The organism is Metabacillus rhizolycopersici, from assembly GCF_020075705.1.
This window is the reverse complement of sequence record NZ_JAIQUM010000025.1, coordinates 18491-36489: the sequence shown is the minus strand read 5'-3', so window position 1 is coordinate 36489 and position 17999 is coordinate 18491. Positions and strand designations below refer to the sequence as shown.

Sequence of the window (17999 nt, the reverse complement as noted above, 5' to 3'; positions counted from 1 at the left end):
CATACTTAATCGTGTTATTTTTCAATATATAAGTACTATCATCAAAAATATGGAAGAACATGTTCTTCTAAATACCTATCATTAAGATGAGTACGATTAATAATCAACAAGACGACGCTTTCTTTTGCATCGCCTTGTTGATTTAAAAGGTTGTTATAGATTTAGCCAAAGCGCGCTTAGCTTTTGTGTAGTTCAGTACCTCATGGGAAGCTTAAAGTCAGATAATGGACACTGAAAAAGGAATCAGGGTCCGTCCAAACCTTTTCCGTTTTAAACCCGTTTTTCTCAACCATTGTTTTAAATGTGGTTACATCGTATTTGTACGAGTTTTCAGTATGAATTGTTTCCCCTTTTTTAAACAGAATTGGCATCCTGTCAATTGTAACAACCTGATCAACTAAACTTTGAATATGCATTTCTATCCTTTCATGTTTTTCATTATAATAGGCATAATGTTCAAACTGATGAAGCTGGAAATCTGCCTGTAGTTCACGATTGATTCTTGCTAATACATTCAAATTAAAAGCGGCCGTAATTCCAAATGAATCGTTATAGGCCCGATTGAGAATCGAAGGATCTTTCTTCATATCGATTCCAATGAGTAAGCCGTCCCCTTTTGTTAACATCTTGGAAATCCGCTTAAAAAAAGCCTCGGCATGACTTGGCTCAAAATTACCAATCGTTGAACCTGGAAAGAAAACGATCATTTTCCCTTCTTGATTGAAGCTCGAAAGATCAAAAAGTTTGGTGTAATCAGCGCAAACGGCGGTTACCTTTAGGCTCGGGTATTCACTGGCAAGAGCTGTGGCTGATTCTTTTAAAAATTCCTTTGAAATATCGACAGGAATATAAGCTGAGAGATCAGGTACCTCATCCAGTAAAATCTTCACCTTTTCACTGCTGCCGCTGCCCAAATCTATTAAAATTGCACGCTCCCCGAAAAAAGAGACCATTTCTTTAGCATAACGTCTTAAGATTAACAGTTCTGTTCGCGTCAGATAGTATTCCGGCAACGTCGTGATTTTTTCAAACAAGCTGGAGCCCTTTTCGTCATATAACCATTTTGAATCAAGCTGTTTCGGCTCCTTGTTCAAACCGGTAAGGACCTCCAGACGAAAGTTTTCTGTATTTGATTGCACATCTAAAAGTTTAACGGATGTTTTCTGTACGTTCATATTATGTCGCCTGCCAAACGAATACCGCTGAACTGCCAGCGTTTTTCCGGTTGAAAAAAGTTACGGTATGTCAGACGAATATGAGATAAAGGGGTCACGCAAGAACCTCCGCGTAAAATCATCTGGTTGCACATAAATTTGGCGTTATACTCTCCAAGTGCGCCATCCAATGGTTTGTTTCCCGGATATGGTATGTAAGGACTCATCGTCCATTCCCAAACATCACCAAAACCCTTTTGTAAACCATTATTCTCTACTTCCTGACCTACATATGGATGATAAAAACCTGACTCCGCAAAATTCCCTTTAATTTCTTGATTTGAAAAGGCATTCTCCCATTCTGCTTCTCTCGGCAGCCGTTTGCCTGCCCATCTTGCGTAAGCATCGGCCTCGTAATAACTGACGTGGGCTACCAGTTCATTCTTATCTACTTCACGCATCCCCGACAATGTGAAATTGTACCATGCCCCATCAATTTTTTCCCAGTATAGAGGGGCTTTCCATCCCTCCGCTTTTACGGCCATCCATCCATCAGACAACCAGTATGCCACTTTTTCATAACCGCCATCTTCGATAAATTCGATAAACTCCCCGTTTGTCACCGGACGTGAGGCTATTTCGTATGATTCAAGCCATACTTTGTGCCGAGGTGATTCGTTATCAAAAGAAAAACCTTTTCCGTTATGGCCGATTTTAATGAGCCCTTCTTTAAACACTTCCCAATTCAAAGGTTGATTTACAGAAGTAGATGACTGTGTTTTTTTACGATAGACTGGGCGTAAAGGATTCACATAAAAGTTATATTTTATATCTGTAAACAGTAGTTCTTGATGCTGCTGTTCATGGTTTAAACCAATTTCAATAATTGGTCCAATCTTTGATCGTAGTTCCTCGTCGCTTTCTTTTAACAAGTTCAGGATGTGTTCTTCTACATAATGACGATAATCCATAACTTCTTGTTTAGATGGACGAGTAAGCCTACCGCGATGTGGGCGAGGAAACGGATTCCCAATTGTTTCATAATATGAATTGAACAGATAGTCAAATCTGGGATGAAACACCCTATATGACGGATTATTCGGGACCAAAACAAAAGTTTCAAAGAACCATGTGGTATGTGCTAAGTGCCATTTTGCGGGACTAACATCAGGTATCGCCTGGATGGTAAAATCCTCTATTTCAAGGGGTTCTACAATATGCTCCGTAAATTTCCTGATCGAGGTAAACCTAAATTCAATCGCTTTGGAATGTTTATGCGTCTCAATGATCATTTGCTTATTCATTTCCTCCTTAACAAAGAATAGTTGTCTTCACACAGCCCTTGATCAAACCTTATTTTAAATTCCCATTTATATGTATGAGTTGAATCAAAGAATCAGAATAAATTTTCCTCCATGATCTTCCACAGCTAATTTTCATTAATGTCGAAATTTAAAAAAATGAGAAAAACCGCCTTAGCTTTGGACGGCTGGCGGTTTTTCAAAAAAATTGTGTTTGTCGGTTTTATTATTAACTTATCTTGATATTTATATTATATCCATATTGACTAACCCAGGAGCATATGTTTTTTAAATTTTCAGAACAGTATCCGTTTACTTTTTATAAGAGAGAAGATAATAACCTGGATATCGATTCTTTAAAGCTTGCCCATAGTCTTCAGCTGTAAATACCCATTACTGGAAAATATAGGTATTTATTATCCCGCAAATTTTTTACTCTAACAATCCGTTTTTATTTAAATTAGCATTGTTCAATACGAACCTTGTGATTAGTTCATTAAAAGCTTTCCATTGTTTTGTAGGCAATTGATGACTTTGTTTTTCAAATAAAAAGAATTCGGCATGTTTACATTTGCTTTTATAATACGTTAAATATCGGCTAGTCCAATCTCCTTTTGCGCCATATATAAACAACAAAGGCATTGTTAAAGAATCTAATTTTTCTAAACAATTATATTGTAACGAAGCCAGATAATACTGGTACCAAACTTTTTTATTCGCCTTCTTCATATGATTTATCAGAATCTCTCTTAGCGCTTTATCTTTAGTGTGACTTCTAGCAATGACTTTTATTAACAAATGCAGGTGTCGATTCACCATATATATTCCAGTTTTATGTAATGTTTTAGAGGAAAAGTCATTAACTACAGGATAAGCTCCCGATAAAATCATTAATTCTACTCTTTTTGGATGATAAATTCCAATATGTTGAGCAATTAGACAACCAGCAGAATAACCGCATATAACTGCTTTATTTATGTTTAATGCATCCATAAAATGTAATAGTTCATTTGCATAATAGGAGATAGATACTTCTTGTTCAACTTTATCACTTTCTCCATGTCCGCTTAAATCAGGAAAGAGAGTCCTCATATGGTTAGACAAATCATGCTGGTAATAAAACACTTTACTTCCCATCCCCGGCGGATGAATAAATATTATTGGTATTCCCTGACCATATTCCTCATAACACAAAAATTTATTATCGTTTATTTTGCTTGATGGCATATTTGTCTATCACTCCAAAATAGATTAACATCAACTGTTTTATAGTTCGGGTTAATCTTTTATGAAAAGATTCATTCTTATCATTCCTTGTATGTTACAAATTTTAGGTTCTCCTTAAAATTAAACATTTATTCTTGTCTTGGTTCTGATATAAAACTCGAATTTTTGTCAAATTATGAATAAAACTTGATACCAAATAAAGATATCTACCTCTAATTACCTATGCTTCAGGAACATGAAAATCGGTTATCACCGAGCAAAAAGTGTTGTATACTCCATCCTCTTCTTAGTCGGAATACGGATGAACTATTTATATATTCATTTGTAAAACACATGCCTGATAAAGTATTATTTTTACTATGTATCTGTCCACTTTTCTATGAATTATGGAGCAGCTGTAAAAGCTGAAATTTGCAAAGAAATTCCTGTAATATTAGAACACATTTTATTTAATGAGCGTTATCATGAAGCAATGATACAAAACATCAAAAAAATTCAAAAACCTTATGCTGCCAAAGAAATCATAAGTGAAATAAGTAAGTGCTTAAACTACAAAAAGGAAGCAACAACAAATCAACAATCCCACGATTGATTTTTCGTGGGATTGTTGATTGTGGCCAAGTTAGGATTAAAAAGTAGGTAACGAGGCATTGGAAATCCTTCCCTAAATCAAAAACCCTATAATTTATCTAAGATATGTTATAAGGGATCTCCTTATAAGCTTCGTTAAATTCCTGTACTATACTCATCAACAACGGCAATTCCCTCGTATGCACTCTCCAAAATACTACTTAGTGCGTCGGCCGTATTGTGCTTCTGTATCAGTTTATAAATATATTTTGTATATAAAAATGGCAATGTTTGAGTGAACATTGCCATTTTAGTCCTAAATGAACATTTGTTTCAAAACAAATTATTTCTTAGAAATCCAAACGCTCTTAACTTCGGTGTAGCTGTTCAATGCATAAGATCCCATTTCACGACCAATACCTGATTGCTTGTACCCACCAAATGGTGATGCAGCATCAAAGACATTGTAGCAGTTTACCCATACAGTTCCTGCGCGAAGATTTTCCGCAATATAGTGAGCTTTTGCCACATCCCTTGTCCAAACTCCAGCTGCTAATCCATACTCACTATTATTTGCACGAGCAATAAGATCATCTATATTATCATAAGGCATGGCTGAAATGACTGGACCAAAAATTTCTTCTTTCGCAATCGTCATTTCATCTTGTACATTTGCAAAAATAGTAGGAGATACGAAGTAACCTTGTTCATATGGTTTTGTTCCACCTACTAATAGTTCAGCACCTTCGTTTACACCTTTTTCAATATAGCCTAATACACGGTTTTGTTGTTCTGTCGAAACAAGTGGACCAATTTCCGTATCAGCGTGGATTCCTGATCCTTGTTTAATTTTTTCTGCGTGACTCACCATGTCAGCCACAACATTATCAAATTGTTTCTTTTGAACGAACACGCGAGATCCAGCGCAACAAACTTGCCCTTGGTTAAACATAACCCCGTTTAATGCACCAGGAATAGCTTCTGTAAGGTCCGCATCAGGTAAAATTATGTTCGGAGATTTTCCACCTAATTCAAGTGTGACTCGTTTTAATGTTTTTGCTGCCTTTTCCATAATCAGTTTTCCGACTTCAGTGGATCCTGTGAAGGCAATTTTATTGACCTCTGGATGATCGACTAGTGGTTGACCTGCAGTCTCACCAAAACCAGGAACAATATTAAGAACTCCTGCTGGGAATCCAGCTTCTTGTACTAATTCTGCTAAATATAATGCAGATAAAGGTGTTTGTTCTGCAGGCTTTAATACGACTGTACATCCAGTCGCCAAAGCAGCTCCCAGCTTCCACATCGCCATTAATAATGGGAAGTTCCACGGGATAATTTGTCCTACTACACCAACAGCTTCATGGCGTGTATAATTAAAAAACGGACCATTTACAGGAATTGTTTGTCCAACAATTTTTGTTGACCAACCTGCATAATAACGCATATGTTCAATAGCCAAAGGAATATCTGCATTTGTTGTTTCTCTAATTGGTTTACCATTATCTAACGTTTCTAATTGAGCTAAGTCATCTTTATGTTCTTCCATTAAATCTGCCAGCTTATACATTAAGCGGCTTCTCTCAGCAGTTCCCATTTTAGACCATGGACCTTCATCAAAGGCTTTGCGTGCAGCTTTAACAGCCAAATTAATGTCTTCAGGACCTGCTTCAAATACATTTGCTAGTACTTCGCCTGTAGCTGGATTATATGTCTCAAACGTTTTTTCAGAAACGCTTTCTACAAACTCCCCATTAATAAAGAGCTTCTTTTTTCCAGTCAGAAACTTTTCTACTCTTTCTCTTAATTGAACAGCTAATTGGCTCATACTATTCCTCCTCTTAATTTTTATTATGTAATTCATGATCGACACAATAAAAATGTAAGTATCATGTTTGACACCTACAATACTAGTTTTACATATTAAGAGTTAAGTACTCAACGGAAAGTTATCCAAATATTCTGATAAATTTTGACAATATATCCTGAAAATCGATTTATATTAAATGAACAAGTAGAGCTGTTGCCCAACATATGCTCTACTATCACATATTTTAAAAAATTGAAGAATTCTCTTCTAGAGTAAAGACTGCCCCATGATTTGAAGTTAATTAAGTTATCTCACTACTTTTAAATTTATCTGGAACTCATCTTATAATTTTATTTGATACCACTTTTGAGTGTCTAGTTGAAATATATTTTAAAAATGAGACTTCAAATGATGAAGTCCCTCTATCGTTTTATATAATTAACTATGCCTGTTAATCAAATCCCCTTATGCCTATGTATGAAAAGACTTGTACAATCCAGTTGATTTTTATCCTTTGCTCTAACATTAACTCCTAGTAAAATTTCTAAGTTTTCTCCAGAAGATTTCATTTTCCACATCTAAAAAAAACATTGTAAAGTGATATAAAACAAAGAAAAGTAAACGGAACCTTTTCTTTTAAGATAGGCTCCTTTAATTCTTAAGATATGGCGTCAACTTGTTTTTTACTTTTTCGATTTTTAATGCATTATGATGATACATTTTCTTTACCTCTTCTGATTCAGTAGCTAAGGAGAACAATTCTAAATCAGCCTGGCATTTTTTTATCATTGCTAACAACAATGGTTTTTCTTGTGGTGAAGCCACTTTTATTTTGTCATCAAATAAGTCAACTGTTAACTGACCATAAGTATCTACTTGAGCCAAATAAACATTTTCAATGCTTACATTCAATTTGTCCAACTCTGTTTCAAGCCACCGTCGATTTCTCCCAGCTGTTGAAAGTGGTTCGTCTAACACTAAACCATCCATAATGACTGTTTGTGACTCTTTTTCATTCGGGGAAGCCAAACCAAGATCTTTAACTGTAACAGGTCGATTTTCTTTTTTTAGCAGAACACTTAAGTCACCAGTCGACTCTAATACAGCAAATTCAACGTCTGCAACTTGAAATACATCTTTTCGGCGGAGAAGTTCAAGTAATTCATCAGCTGTGTATCTTTCTTTCTTTAAATTATCTTCCATAACTTTTCCGTCTTTTATAAAGATTGTTCCCTTTCCTTCAACGTAGTCTCGGAATTTTTTACTTTTTAAAGAAATCATTCCTACTATGAATGGAACAAAACCGAAAATTAAAATGGATATTACGCCATTCCACATACTCCCATCCAGTCCCATAATAACTTCTCCTGCAACGCTTCCGATTGTAATACCAGTTACATACTCAAAAAATGAAAGCTCTGTTAACTGTTTTTTTCCTAAAATTTTCGTAATTAAAAACAAAACGGCTATAAAGAGAAAAGATCTTAAGACAACGTCCAGCCATTCAGGCATCGATTATCACCTCTTACTATCCATATTAAAATCCTTTGTATTGAAATTCTTCCCGTTCTAAATGACCGACACGAACCTTTAAATCTTCTTTAACTTCTTCCATTACCATCATCATTTCATGAAAAACTCTTTTTGAATCTTCATCTTGAGAAGTAATTGCAAGACTTGATAAACTTGCCTCAATGCCTTTTACTGTTGATAAACATTGTTTCACTTGTGCACCAACTGTCATAATAACTCTCCTATCCTTTTGGTTTAAAGATAATGGCTCCAATTAAGCCAAAAATAATGGCTGCTGAAATACCTGAGCTTGTTACTTCAAACATCCCGGTAATCACTCCTACAAGACCGTGTTGCTCTGCCTCCTGCATTGCACCATGAACTAAAGAATTACCAAAGCTTGTAATTGGAATCGTTGCTCCTGCGCCTGCAAAAGCGATCAAAGGTTCATATAAATTAAAACCGTCCAAAATCGCTCCAATTACAACTAACGTACTTAGTGTGTGTCCGGGCGTCAATTTAAAAACATCAAACATAATTTGTCCAATCACACAAATGAACCCTCCGATAACAAATGCCCAAAAAAAGATCATCCATTTTGACCCCCATATTCAATTGAAACTGCATGAGCAATGCAAGGAATTGTTTCACTTTGCTGAAATGTAAGAGGAGATAGTAATGCACCCGTAGCTACAACTAACATCCTCTTAATTTCCCCTTTTTTCATTCGATTAAGTAAATGACCGTAAACAACAGAGGCAGAGCATCCTGCACCACTTCCACCAGCGAGAACTGGTTGTCCTTCACGATATATCATCAGTCCGCAGTCCTGAAATTGATCTTCATTAATTTCAATACCATGTTTTTTTAGAAGATCGAGAGAAACTTCACGACCGATATGTGCTAAATCTCCAGTCACAATTAAATCATAATACGACGAATCGACACCTCGTTCTTTTAAATGAATTTCAATTGTATCGACTGCCGCAGGAGCCATTGCACCGCCCATATTAAAGGGATCTGTTAAACCCATATCAATAACACGACCAATCGTAGCAGAAGTTACTCTTGGACCTTCACCTTTATCTTTTAATATAGCGACCCCAGCACCTGTAACAGTCCATTGTGATGTTGGTGGTTTTTGTCCTCCATATTCTGTTGGGTACCGAAATTGTTTTTCTGTTGCAGCATTGTGACTTGAAGCACCTGTCATTAAACAAGTTGAGCCCCCATAATTGACAAGAAAGGCTCCCAGTGCCAATCCCTCCATAGAAGTTGAACAAGCACCGAATAAACCTAAATAAGGAAATCCAAATGTTTTTACTGCAAAACTAGTAGGCGTAATTTGATTGATCAAATCTCCACCAAGGAAAAATTGAACTTGTTCTTGTTGAACATTTGCTTTTTCCATTGCTTTCTGGCAAGCTTCCTCCAACATGACTTTTTGAGCCTTTTCAAACGAATCTTGTCGAAGCCAAATATCTTCATGTAGCAAATCAAAATCTTCTGGGATATTTCCATTTGCTTCAAATGGTCCGCCTACTGTTCCCGTAGAAACAATAACCGGTTCGTTTTGAAACAACCACGTGCGATGTCCAGTTAACATTACAAACCACCCCATTGGATCAGGATTGTTTTGATGGTCGCGATGACGAAAGCAGCAAACGTTCCAAACATGATGACTGATCCCGCTAATTTGAACATATTTCCTCCTACACCAAGGACAAACCCTTCTGTTCTGTGTTCAATAGCTGCTGAAATCACTGCATTTCCAAACCCGGTAACAGGAACTGCTGAACCTGCACCACCAAATTGCGCAAGCCGATCATATACACCAAAGCCTGTTAAGAGCATTGACAAAAAAATCATAACAGCAACCGTAGGGTTTCCAGCCGTTTGTTCCGTAAAATCAAAATTATAAATAAAAAAAGTTTGAATCGCCTGACCAATTAGACAAATAACCCCACCGACGAAAAAAGCCTTAAGACAATTTCGCACGACTGGACGCTTTACTTCACGTTCATCCTGAAATGCTTGATATTCCTGCTGAACAGGGGTTAAGTTTTTCTTCTTATTATTTGACATTCTTTCACCTTCTTTATGTTTGTTCCTCTGAAAGGCTTTTTATTCTTTTTAGTTCTTTTTCAATCTTCTTTTTACTCATATTCTTTTCGTTTACTTTCTTTTCTAACTCATCGAGCTCTAGAAATATTTTCATGTCAGTTGATAGAGTCACGTTATGATTTGGATAGTTATCTTCGGTTAATTTTTTTAACTTTTTTTCGATTTCTTTTATACGAAATCGATCCATATGTTTAATTTCAGCAGCAATAAAAAGCTCTTTATCAGAATTTACCACTTTGACATCGCTGACTTCCTTTTGTTTATTGAGTAGTTGTTTAACCTGATCTGTCATATTCAAATTCTTTGTGTTTTGACTTGATACATTAGTTATATTTATGCTGTTTTTTTCATTGTTAGCATTTGTCATATTACATCCAGAAGTAACCATTAAGATGATCACGATGTGTAAAATCAATATTATCCTATGTTTTATTTGAAACACCTCATTCTCAGTTCAAAAGAGGTTGGTTCAAAACCAACCTCTTTTAAATCATTATTACTGTTTGTATTGTGGCTCTTCCTGTTCAATCTCTTGAAGGCGGGGTTCGATGCTATCAATTACGGACTGAGTTTGCTTGGCTGCATTCTCGTAAAGAGACTTTGCTTGTTGATTATCAGTACCTAATGCAAATGTTTCGAGACTTGCTTGAGCACTTTTTAACCCGGCTAACGTTGTTTTGACTTGATTTACGACGGTCATAGTTGATCCTCCTAAAATGTGGGTATTAACAATAATAGAATGCATAAAAATAAATAATTTATACGACTTATTCTAAAAATTTCAGTTCAAAAGGATCATGAAAAAATTTAATAAAAGATCATCTAGCCGCTAATAGTGCCAGGAATAGCAACAGGAACTTACCCAGTACTCATAAGTATTTTTACCAGTGTTTCCGATATAATTTTATTTTCTATTGAGTTTAGATAACGATTTACTTGTTTTCTGTGGTTATCCATATTAAAGTTAGAATTTAGGTAAACTCATTACTTCCCACTATTCTTGTTTCAAAACTCCGACTAAACTTTTGTATAGGAGGGGATAATATGAGCTTATTAATATTATTAATTCTAACTATCGTCCAAATTCCTTTATTAATATAAAGCTAACAACAATACTAAAGATATTGTTATAAATAATATTTCATAAGAAAACCGGGAAAAATAAGGAAAGACGAGGGTTAAAAGATTGAGAGTATATAGAAAGACCTCATAAAATAGCTACTCTTCTTCTTTCAAATCCCCTTTCCATAAAGGCTTATGTTGTGAGGCTTCGTGATTACATTGGCGGGACCGCCTTGAATTTACACCAACTTCCCTATTATTCTTAACATGATTAAGAACCTATTTGCCAATTATTCGTTTTACTATGTCATCGTCATTATAGGAAAAGTAAGGATGCTTATAAACAGAAATGATAAATTTCAGGAAAAGGATTGGGGAATTTTAAAGGTTACAACTTAAAAATTCTAACAACAGATATCCAATATAAAGAAGATTATGCATTTATATGATTCACATTGAATTTCAATGATTCTAAAGAATCTGTATATAGAATTTATTATCTAAACAGATCGTATAAAACACATTAACGAGACCACTCTATGTATAGATTCTCTAGATTAACCTAGTTTCATCATTTGTTATGATTAAATTGACTCAGATATATCTACATGAAAATCATTCATGCACTTATCACAGACACCGTATATATCATGTTTTTCTTCGATAATTTCTTCCATTTTTCCGCATACTTCACAAATTTTTAGTATCATCTTATCACCTCATTTAAATTTGAACCTATTTCTTTATAAATTACAAATAATTACAGTTATTTTGTTTTATATTATTCCCTTTATTTTCATTAATTATCCATATTTTATAAAAATTATTCATTTATTTATAAACTGAAAATTTCCCCTTATTAACTTTATTCCAAAATACGAATCAAATAACCTCTAAATTTGACAGAGAAATGTATCTTATTGTCAAATTTTGCGCTTGCCTGGGAAATGAATTAAAGACAGAAATTTACCAATGTGAAAAAGCCAGTTCTTAATTTAAGAACCAGCTGATGATTTAGTGAAATTTTAATTAATTTCCTTTAGATAAAGATTTACTAAGATGTATCTGCTCTTCATTATGTGTTATTTTGTAAAATTAAGCTATCCAGTGCGCGTTTCGCATTTTCTTTCGCTTTTTCAACTGTATTGGAAGTAGATAAGGTAACCCCGATTCTGCGCCCAACTTTCGTAACAGGCTTTCCAAAGACACGAATCTGTGTGTTTGGTACTGCTAGTGCTTGCTCTATACCAACTAATGAGTATTCATTCAATTCTTCCTGGGCTTTAATTGGGCGACTTGCACCTGGAAAAAGAAGTGTAATTTCAGGGATCGGATAACCTAAAATCGCTCGAACATGCAAGGCAAATTCTGATAAATTTTGTGTTACAAGCGTAACCAAACCTGTATCATGTGGTCGAGGTGAAACCTCACTGAAATAAACCTTTTCTTCGGCAAGGAAAAGTTCTACCCCAAATATTCCATAGCCTCCAAGCTCATCTGTGATCGACTGCGCAATTTTCTTTGCTTCTTGTATCTGTTGTTCTGTCATATTATGCGGCTGCCAAGATTCAATATAATCGCCATCCTTTTGGATATGACCTATCGGTGCACAAAACATTGTACCGTTGACTGCACGAACAGTTAGAAGTGTAATTTCGGAATCAAATCGTATAAATTCTTCGATAATGACTCTTCCATTTTGGACTCTTCCGCCCTCCATTGCTATTTTCCAGCATTTCTCTGTCTCCTCTTCGGTGTGACAAACACTTTGCCCTTTTCCTGAAGAACTCATGAGGGGTTTAATTACGCACGGAAACCCAATTTCTTTAGCAGCTTGTTCAAATTCTTCATATGTATCAGCGAATCTATATTTAGCTGTTGGAAGTTGAAGAGTTTCTGCAGCTAGTCGTCGAATACCTTCACGATCCATTGTTAGTTTTGCTGCTCTAGCAGTTGGAATCACATGAAAGCCCTCTTCTTCCAATTTAATAAGTTCAGATGTAGCGATTGCTTCTATTTCTGGTACGATTAAATCAGGTTTTTCCTTTTCAACAATTTCCCTTAGTTGCTTTGGATCAAGCATATCAATGACATAACTCCGATGTGCTACTTGCATAGCCGGAGCATGCTCATACCGGTCAACTGCAATCGTTTCAACACCTAGTCGTTGCGCTTCAATAATGACTTCCTTTCCTAATTCACCTGATCCTAATAATAATAGCTTCTTTGTATAATACATGCGATTTAACTCCTCCAATTCTAATTACAGCTATTATAAACGAACAATAATTAAATAAAAAGAAAAATTTATTCGCCTTTTTTGTCATTTATTACATTCATCATAGGGTTATCCAAATTTTTCGATTCTTTTTTACGGACGTTGGCCAAAAAAGCCCCATCTAACAGAAAAATTGGAAAATTCTACATTTCCATACGTGACTATCAGCTTAATACATATTATTGAAAATATAAAGTAAACCTATTATCGGAATAGAAATTATCCTTTCACAAAGAATAGTAACAGTATTTAAATTGGAGGGGAAAGTATGTCTTCAGAAATGAGGGAGAAATGCGGGGTATTTGGTGTTTTCAATCACCCTCAAGCAGCAGATTTAACTTATTACGGTCTTCACGCTCTTCAGCATCGTGGTCAAGAGAGTGCAGGAATTGTAGCTAGTGATGGAAAAACATTTAGGCACCATCGTGGTATGGGACTAGTTACACAAGTATTTTCAAGAGATATTCTAGACGGACTTAGTGGAAACATGGCAATTGGTCATGTTCGCTATTCAACGTCTGGGCAAAGTTTATTAGAAAATGCCCAACCACTCGTATTTAAGTATAGTGAAGGAGACTTAGCTGTTGCACATAACGGAAACCTAGTCAATGCAAGAGTGGAACGAGATGTTTTACAACAGCAAGGAAGTATCTTTCAAACAACAACTGATACCGAAATCATTGCACATCTTATTGCCCGTTCTAGTAAAAAGCACTTTGCCAAGGCTGCGCCTGATACTCTGAAGAGACTCGATGGTTCGTTTGCTTTGTTAATCATGACGGAAAAACAGATGCTTATTGCATTAGATCGCCACGGTTTACGTCCCTTAAGCTTAGGTAAAATCGGTGATGCGGTTGTGGCTGCTTCAGAAACATGCGCTTTGAATGCTGTTGATGCCAAGTTTTGGCGCGATGTTGAGCCAGGAGAATGGCTATTGATTGATGAAAACGGGGTTCAAACGGGACGATTTGCGCCAAAAAGCGAGCAATCTCTTTGTTCATTTGAATTTGTTTATTTTGCTCGTCCAGATAGTATCATTCACGGTAGAAGTGTATTAGCAATTCGAAAGGAATTAGGGCAAATTCTCGCGAAAGAGCATCCAATAGATGCAGATGTTGTTATTGCGGTTCCTGATTCGAGCATTCCAGCTGCGATTGGTTATGCTGCACAATCTGGCATTCCCTATGAGATTGGACTAATCAAAAACCCTTATGTAGGCCGTTCATTCATAGAACCTACTCAAGAACTACGTGAATTGGCTGTTCGCCTTAAATTGAGTGCCGTCGAAGGGATTCTCAATGGAAAAAAAGTCGTACTTATTGATGATTCAATTGTTAGAGGTACAACAAGTAAACGAATTGTCCAATTACTTCGACAAGCAGGTGCCAAAGAAATTCATGTGCGGATTAGTTCACCAATGGTTAGAAACCCCTGTTTTTATGGTGTCGATATGCCAACAAAGGAAGAATTATTTGCCAATAAACATGAACAGGAACAAGAAATGGGACGATCTATTGGAGCGGATACATTAGCTTTTTTAAGTACTGATGGTTTACTAAAAGCAGTAGATGTGAATCTTGCAGAAACTAGTAATCGATGTATTGCATGTTTTAGTGGGGCATATCCGACAAAATTATATCTTGAATGATTTTCCAAACATATAAGAAAAGCGCAAGCGTCTTGTTTAGCCTCGGGCAAATAAGCCACTTAGGAATAGAAGGTGTTCTTTGCCTTCAATTCCTGAGTGGCTTAGACCCAAGAGGGGCTAGGCGCTGGAGCTGGACACGAAAACTAAGTCAAAAAATTTATACTTTCTTATCATACAAAATAGGCAGACTGGGTTCATTTATATTACCCCCTGTCTATATTGTCATTTTAGATTCAACTAAATTCTACACTATATCTTCAGCAGATAACATAGGTTGGTCCCCCAATAAAATGATAGCTGCTTCAGAAGATAGAGGGAGAGATCCGATAGCCAATGATAAGCTATTCCCCAGTCCCATATATGGAGAATTGTTATAAATAAGAGAATAATTATATTGGGTAACGATTCTTTTTAAATGTTCATTCTGATCTGGAATTACAACCTGCACTTGTTCAAAAGGAATGACCGTTGTTTTATTCAAAATATGTTCTATAAGTGAACCCCCCTGCCAGTGCAATAGGAGTTTTGGTTTTCCCATTCTAATGGATTGTCCGCTTGCTAACACAATCCCAAATATCCTTGTTTCTGCTTTCAATCTGAGATTCCCCCTCAAAATGCAACACCATGTACAGCTCTGCTCGAGCATTCTTCTCTTCCATTAGACACGCCTGCTTATTTCTTTTTACTAATCAACTTCTCCAGAAAATCTGTTGTCGTATCACCTAATAAGAAAGCAGGATGTGAGACGGCTTCTTGCAGCAGCGGAATATTTGTTTTAATTCCTTGAATGTGATAATTAGCTAATGCATTTTGGAGGCTTTTAATTGCATCGTTCCGATCTTTTCCTTTTACAACTAACTTTGCAATCATAGGGTCATAAAAAGGGGTAACAATTGATTTTTCATGGATGCCTAATTCATGCCGAATCCCTTTACCAGTAGGTAATTCTAATTTTGTTATGGTTCCTGGTGAGGGATAAAAGCTTTTAGGATCCTCCGCATAAATTCTAACTTCTATTGCATGACCTTCTCGCTTAACATCAGCCTGAGTATAGTTTAGAGGGATTCCTGCAGAGATTCGAAGCTGCTCTGCGACCAAATCTAAACCAGTAATTTCTTCTGTAACAGGATGTTCGACCTGCAGGCGAGTATTCATTTCAAGAAAATAGAATTGTTTGTTCTCATCAACCAAAAACTCAACCGTACCTGCATTTTTGTATCCGATTGATTTAACAGCTTTTATTGCTGTTTCTCCTAACTTGGATCGAGTACTCTCATCAAGAAAAAGAGAGGGAGCTTCTTCAATAACCTTCTGATGACGACGCTGGATTGAACATTCACGTTCCCATAAGTAAACGATATTTCCAAATCCATCTACTAGTAGCTGGATCTCAATATGACGCGATTTTTCAACATATTTCTCAATATACATCGCTCCATCACCAAAAAAATCTTTTGCCCTTTTTTGATTCCCCGCAAATGATTTTCGGATATCATCGCCATTCTTTACAATTTTCATCCCAATTCCGCCTCCACCTGATGAGGCTTTTAGCATGACTGGGTAGCCCATACGATCAGCAACTTGCACCGCTTCCTCTGCATCAGTCAACGGATAAGCCGTACCTGGAACGATGGGAACACCAGCATCGTTCATTGCTTTCCGCGCTTCAATTTTGCTCCCCATACGTGCAATAACTTCAGAGGAAGGACCGACGAAAACAATTCCCAAATCCTCACATCGACGAGCAAATTCAGCATTTTCTGAAAGAAGACCATATCCTGGATGGATAGCCTCCACTTTTGATCCTAGGGCAATTTTAATTATTTTATCAATGTTTAAATAGCTCTCCGATACACGCGGACCACCAATTAAATAAGCTTCATCAGCCATTTTTACATGTAAGGCATCTGCATCTGCTTCAGAATAGACTCCAATTGTATGAATTCCCAATAATTTACACGTCTTCATAATTCGAACAGCAATTTCACCACGATTAGCAACAAGAACCTTTTTTAACATACGTCTACCCCCTTCCCCTCTAAATCCTCTCAACAGCCAATTTGTCTAGCGATTACCATTCGTTGTACTTCCGATGTCCCTTCACCGATTTCTAATAGTTTTGCGTCACGAAAGAAGCGCTCAACTTGATATTCCTTCATATACCCATAGCCACCATGAATCTGTATCGCTTGATCACATACTTTCATACACATTTCTGAAGCAAATAATTTTGCAAAGGCGGCTTCTTTTTTAAATACTCTTCCTTGATCTTTTAGCCATGCTGCCTTGTAAACCATGTTACGAGCTAATTCAATATTCATTGCCATGTCGGCCAATTTAAATTGGATCGCTTGAAAAGCAGATAAACTTTTGCCAAATTGTTTTCTTTCTTTTGCATATTGCAGCGATTTTTCATAAGCTCCTTGGGCAATTCCAACAGCCATCGCTCCGATTCCAATTCTTCCGCCATCTAACGTAGCTAGAAACTGCTTATATCCATTTCCTTCAACCCCAAGAAGATTCTCTTTCGGTACATTTACATTCTCTAAAATTAATTCAGTTGTATTTGAAGCGTGGAGGCCCATTTTTTCATAATTATCAATGACAGTAAATCCTTGTGTATCAGTTGGAATGAGAAAGGCACTAATTCCATTGGTTCCCTTTGATCCGTCGGTTACGGCAGTAATTGCGAGATTCTTTGCATAGCTTGCATTTGTAATAAAACATTTAGAACCAGAAATAACCCATTGATCACCATTTAATGACGCTTGCGTTTCTGTTCCTCCAGCATCAGAACCCGCATTCGGTTCAGTAAGACCAAATGCACCAAGGTACTCTCCGGTGCAAAGAGGAATTAAATAGTTCTCTTTTTGTTCTTCCGTCCCGAATAAAAATATAGGTGCTGCCCCAAGCGAGATATGTGCTGAATACGTAATCCCCGTTGATGCACAAGCTTTACTTAACTCTTCAACAACAATTGCAAAGCTAATTGTATCTGCTTCACCACCACCATACTGTTCTGGAAAAGGGAGTCCCATGATTCCAAGTGCAGCTAATTTTGTAAAGATCTCTTTTGGAAACATGCCTGTTCTATCCCTTTCATCTGCTTCCGGTGCGACTTCTTCTTGGGTAAAGTCACGAATTAACTTACGAATCATCGCTTGTTCTTTCGTTAACTCAAAATTCATCCTACGTCAATCCTTTCAATTTCGGATTAAAAATCAATTGGAAAGAACAACTAGAGTTACGAATGTTGTAAAAAAATTAGGGTTAATACACAATTCCTAATAAGCGATCAAACTTCCATTACAAT

The 17999-nt window shown here is 36.4% G+C and carries 18 protein-coding genes and 1 riboswitch; of the genes, 2 read left to right on the top strand and 16 right to left on the bottom strand.

What is annotated here, in order from left to right; all coding sequences use genetic code 11:
• Positions 1–200: 200 nt before the first annotated feature.
• The 3 genes from egtD to K9V48_RS12560 all read right to left on the bottom strand — a co-directional run bounded on the left by egtD (position 201) and on the right by K9V48_RS12560 (position 3682).
• Entirely contained in the window at positions 201–1175 is a 975-nt protein-coding gene (gene egtD, locus K9V48_RS12570) for an L-histidine N(alpha)-methyltransferase (protein ID WP_224139338.1), read from the bottom strand.
• The gene (gene egtB / locus K9V48_RS12565) at positions 1172–2458 is read right to left on the bottom strand and encodes an ergothioneine biosynthesis protein EgtB (RefSeq protein ID WP_224139337.1); all 1287 of its coding nucleotides are present in this window, start codon (positions 2456–2458) and stop codon (positions 1172–1174) included. The genes egtD and egtB overlap by 4 nt, the downstream gene beginning before the upstream one ends.
• A gap of 429 nt (positions 2459–2887) precedes the next feature.
• A complete protein-coding gene (locus K9V48_RS12560) occupies positions 2888–3682 on the bottom strand; it encodes an alpha/beta fold hydrolase (RefSeq protein WP_224139336.1) in 795 nt (264 codons plus the stop codon).
• 379 nt (positions 3683–4061) lie between these two features.
• Between K9V48_RS12560 and K9V48_RS12555 the strand changes: the two genes are divergently transcribed.
• A complete protein-coding gene (locus K9V48_RS12555) occupies positions 4062–4274 on the top strand; it encodes a hypothetical protein (RefSeq protein ID WP_224139335.1) in 213 nt (70 codons plus the stop codon).
• Between the two features lie 134 nt (positions 4275–4408).
• On the opposite strand, the gene K9V48_RS12550 is transcribed toward K9V48_RS12555, so the two are convergent.
• The 10 genes from K9V48_RS12550 to purT form a co-directional block, all read right to left on the bottom strand.
• Positions 4409–4555 (bottom strand): hypothetical protein, encoded by a 147-nt coding sequence (locus tag K9V48_RS12550; protein ID WP_224139334.1) that lies wholly within the window; start codon positions 4553–4555, stop codon positions 4409–4411.
• Positions 4556–4595: 40 nt separating this feature from the next.
• On the bottom strand, positions 4596–6080 hold the full coding sequence (locus tag K9V48_RS12545; RefSeq protein WP_224139333.1) for an aldehyde dehydrogenase family protein: 1485 nt from the start codon (positions 6078–6080) through the stop codon (positions 4596–4598).
• A gap of 633 nt (positions 6081–6713) precedes the next feature.
• Complete coding sequence (locus K9V48_RS12540) at positions 6714–7574, bottom strand: DUF421 domain-containing protein (protein ID WP_224139332.1); 861 nt, start codon at positions 7572–7574, stop codon at positions 6714–6716.
• A 25-nt stretch (positions 7575–7599) separates the two neighbouring features.
• Positions 7600–7806 carry a DUF1657 domain-containing protein gene (locus tag K9V48_RS12535; RefSeq protein WP_224139331.1) on the bottom strand — a complete coding sequence of 69 codons (207 nt, stop codon included), beginning with the start codon at positions 7804–7806 and terminating at the stop codon, positions 7600–7602.
• A 10-nt stretch (positions 7807–7816) separates the two neighbouring features.
• Entirely contained in the window at positions 7817–8167 is a 351-nt protein-coding gene (gene spoVAE / locus K9V48_RS12530) for a stage V sporulation protein AE (RefSeq protein ID WP_224139330.1), read from the bottom strand.
• Entirely contained in the window at positions 8164–9180 is a 1017-nt protein-coding gene (gene spoVAD / locus K9V48_RS12525; protein ID WP_224139329.1) for a stage V sporulation protein AD, read from the bottom strand. The genes spoVAE and spoVAD overlap by 4 nt, the downstream gene beginning before the upstream one ends.
• The gene (gene spoVAC / locus K9V48_RS12520) at positions 9180–9659 is read right to left on the bottom strand and encodes a stage V sporulation protein AC (protein ID WP_224139328.1); all 480 of its coding nucleotides are present in this window, start codon (positions 9657–9659) and stop codon (positions 9180–9182) included. Before spoVAC ends, spoVAD begins: the two co-directional genes overlap by 1 nt.
• A 13-nt stretch (positions 9660–9672) precedes the next feature.
• Positions 9673–10065, bottom strand: a complete 393-nt coding sequence (locus K9V48_RS12515) for a YhcN/YlaJ family sporulation lipoprotein (protein ID WP_224139327.1) — start codon at positions 10063–10065, stop codon at positions 9673–9675.
• 129 nt (positions 10066–10194) lie between these two features.
• On the bottom strand, positions 10195–10398 hold the full coding sequence (locus K9V48_RS12510; RefSeq protein WP_224139326.1) for a DUF1657 domain-containing protein: 204 nt from the start codon (positions 10396–10398) through the stop codon (positions 10195–10197).
• A 499-nt stretch (positions 10399–10897) separates the two neighbouring features.
• Positions 10898–11058: riboswitch (cobalamin riboswitch) on the bottom strand.
• A gap of 777 nt (positions 11059–11835) precedes the next feature.
• Positions 11836–12999, bottom strand: coding sequence for a phosphoribosylglycinamide formyltransferase 2 (gene purT, locus K9V48_RS12505; RefSeq protein WP_224139325.1), 1164 nt, complete (start codon positions 12997–12999; stop codon positions 11836–11838).
• 307 nt (positions 13000–13306) lie between these two features.
• Here purT and purF point away from each other — a divergent pair, with 307 nt between their 5' ends.
• Entirely contained in the window at positions 13307–14686 is a 1380-nt protein-coding gene (gene purF, locus K9V48_RS12500) for an amidophosphoribosyltransferase (RefSeq protein ID WP_224139324.1), read from the top strand.
• Between the two features lie 244 nt (positions 14687–14930).
• On the opposite strand, the gene K9V48_RS12495 is transcribed toward purF, so the two are convergent.
• From K9V48_RS12495 to K9V48_RS12485, 3 genes are all read right to left on the bottom strand, one after another.
• The gene (locus K9V48_RS12495; protein WP_224139323.1) at positions 14931–15281 is read right to left on the bottom strand and encodes a nucleotidyltransferase family protein; all 351 of its coding nucleotides are present in this window, start codon (positions 15279–15281) and stop codon (positions 14931–14933) included.
• 77 nt (positions 15282–15358) lie between these two features.
• Complete coding sequence (locus tag K9V48_RS12490; RefSeq protein WP_224139322.1) at positions 15359–16705, bottom strand: acetyl-CoA carboxylase biotin carboxylase subunit; 1347 nt, start codon at positions 16703–16705, stop codon at positions 15359–15361.
• 29 nt (positions 16706–16734) lie between these two features.
• Entirely contained in the window at positions 16735–17874 is a 1140-nt protein-coding gene (locus K9V48_RS12485; protein WP_224139321.1) for an acyl-CoA dehydrogenase, read from the bottom strand.
• Positions 17875–17999 lie beyond the last annotated feature (125 nt).

Excerpts from the sequence above, each read along its gene's own strand:
- egtD (WP_224139338.1), bottom strand. The coding sequence starts at position 1,175 with ATGAACGTACAGAAAACATCCGTTAAACTTTTAGATGTGCAATCAAAT.
- egtB (WP_224139337.1), bottom strand. The coding sequence starts at position 2,458 with ATGAATAAGCAAATGATCATTGAGACGCATAAACATTCCAAAGCGATT.
- K9V48_RS12560 (WP_224139336.1), bottom strand. The coding sequence starts at position 3,682 with ATGCCATCAAGCAAAATAAACGATAATAAATTTTTGTGTTATGAGGAA.
- K9V48_RS12555 (WP_224139335.1), top strand. The coding sequence starts at position 4,062 with ATGAATTATGGAGCAGCTGTAAAAGCTGAAATTTGCAAAGAAATTCCT.
- K9V48_RS12550 (WP_224139334.1), bottom strand. The coding sequence starts at position 4,555 with ATGTTCACTCAAACATTGCCATTTTTATATACAAAATATATTTATAAA.
- K9V48_RS12545 (WP_224139333.1), bottom strand. The coding sequence starts at position 6,080 with ATGAGCCAATTAGCTGTTCAATTAAGAGAAAGAGTAGAAAAGTTTCTG.
- K9V48_RS12540 (WP_224139332.1), bottom strand. The coding sequence starts at position 7,574 with ATGCCTGAATGGCTGGACGTTGTCTTAAGATCTTTTCTCTTTATAGCC.
- K9V48_RS12535 (WP_224139331.1), bottom strand. The coding sequence starts at position 7,806 with ATGACAGTTGGTGCACAAGTGAAACAATGTTTATCAACAGTAAAAGGC.
- spoVAE (WP_224139330.1), bottom strand. The coding sequence starts at position 8,167 with ATGATCTTTTTTTGGGCATTTGTTATCGGAGGGTTCATTTGTGTGATT.
- spoVAD (WP_224139329.1), bottom strand. The coding sequence starts at position 9,180 with ATGTTAACTGGACATCGCACGTGGTTGTTTCAAAACGAACCGGTTATT.
- spoVAC (WP_224139328.1), bottom strand. The coding sequence starts at position 9,659 with ATGTCAAATAATAAGAAGAAAAACTTAACCCCTGTTCAGCAGGAATAT.
- K9V48_RS12515 (WP_224139327.1), bottom strand. The coding sequence starts at position 10,065 with ATGACAAATGCTAACAATGAAAAAAACAGCATAAATATAACTAATGTA.
- K9V48_RS12510 (WP_224139326.1), bottom strand. The coding sequence starts at position 10,398 with ATGACCGTCGTAAATCAAGTCAAAACAACGTTAGCCGGGTTAAAAAGT.
- purT (WP_224139325.1), bottom strand. The coding sequence starts at position 12,999 with ATGTATTATACAAAGAAGCTATTATTATTAGGATCAGGTGAATTAGGA.
- purF (WP_224139324.1), top strand. The coding sequence starts at position 13,307 with ATGTCTTCAGAAATGAGGGAGAAATGCGGGGTATTTGGTGTTTTCAAT.
- K9V48_RS12490 (WP_224139322.1), bottom strand. The coding sequence starts at position 16,705 with ATGTTAAAAAAGGTTCTTGTTGCTAATCGTGGTGAAATTGCTGTTCGA.
- K9V48_RS12485 (WP_224139321.1), bottom strand. The coding sequence starts at position 17,874 with ATGAATTTTGAGTTAACGAAAGAACAAGCGATGATTCGTAAGTTAATT.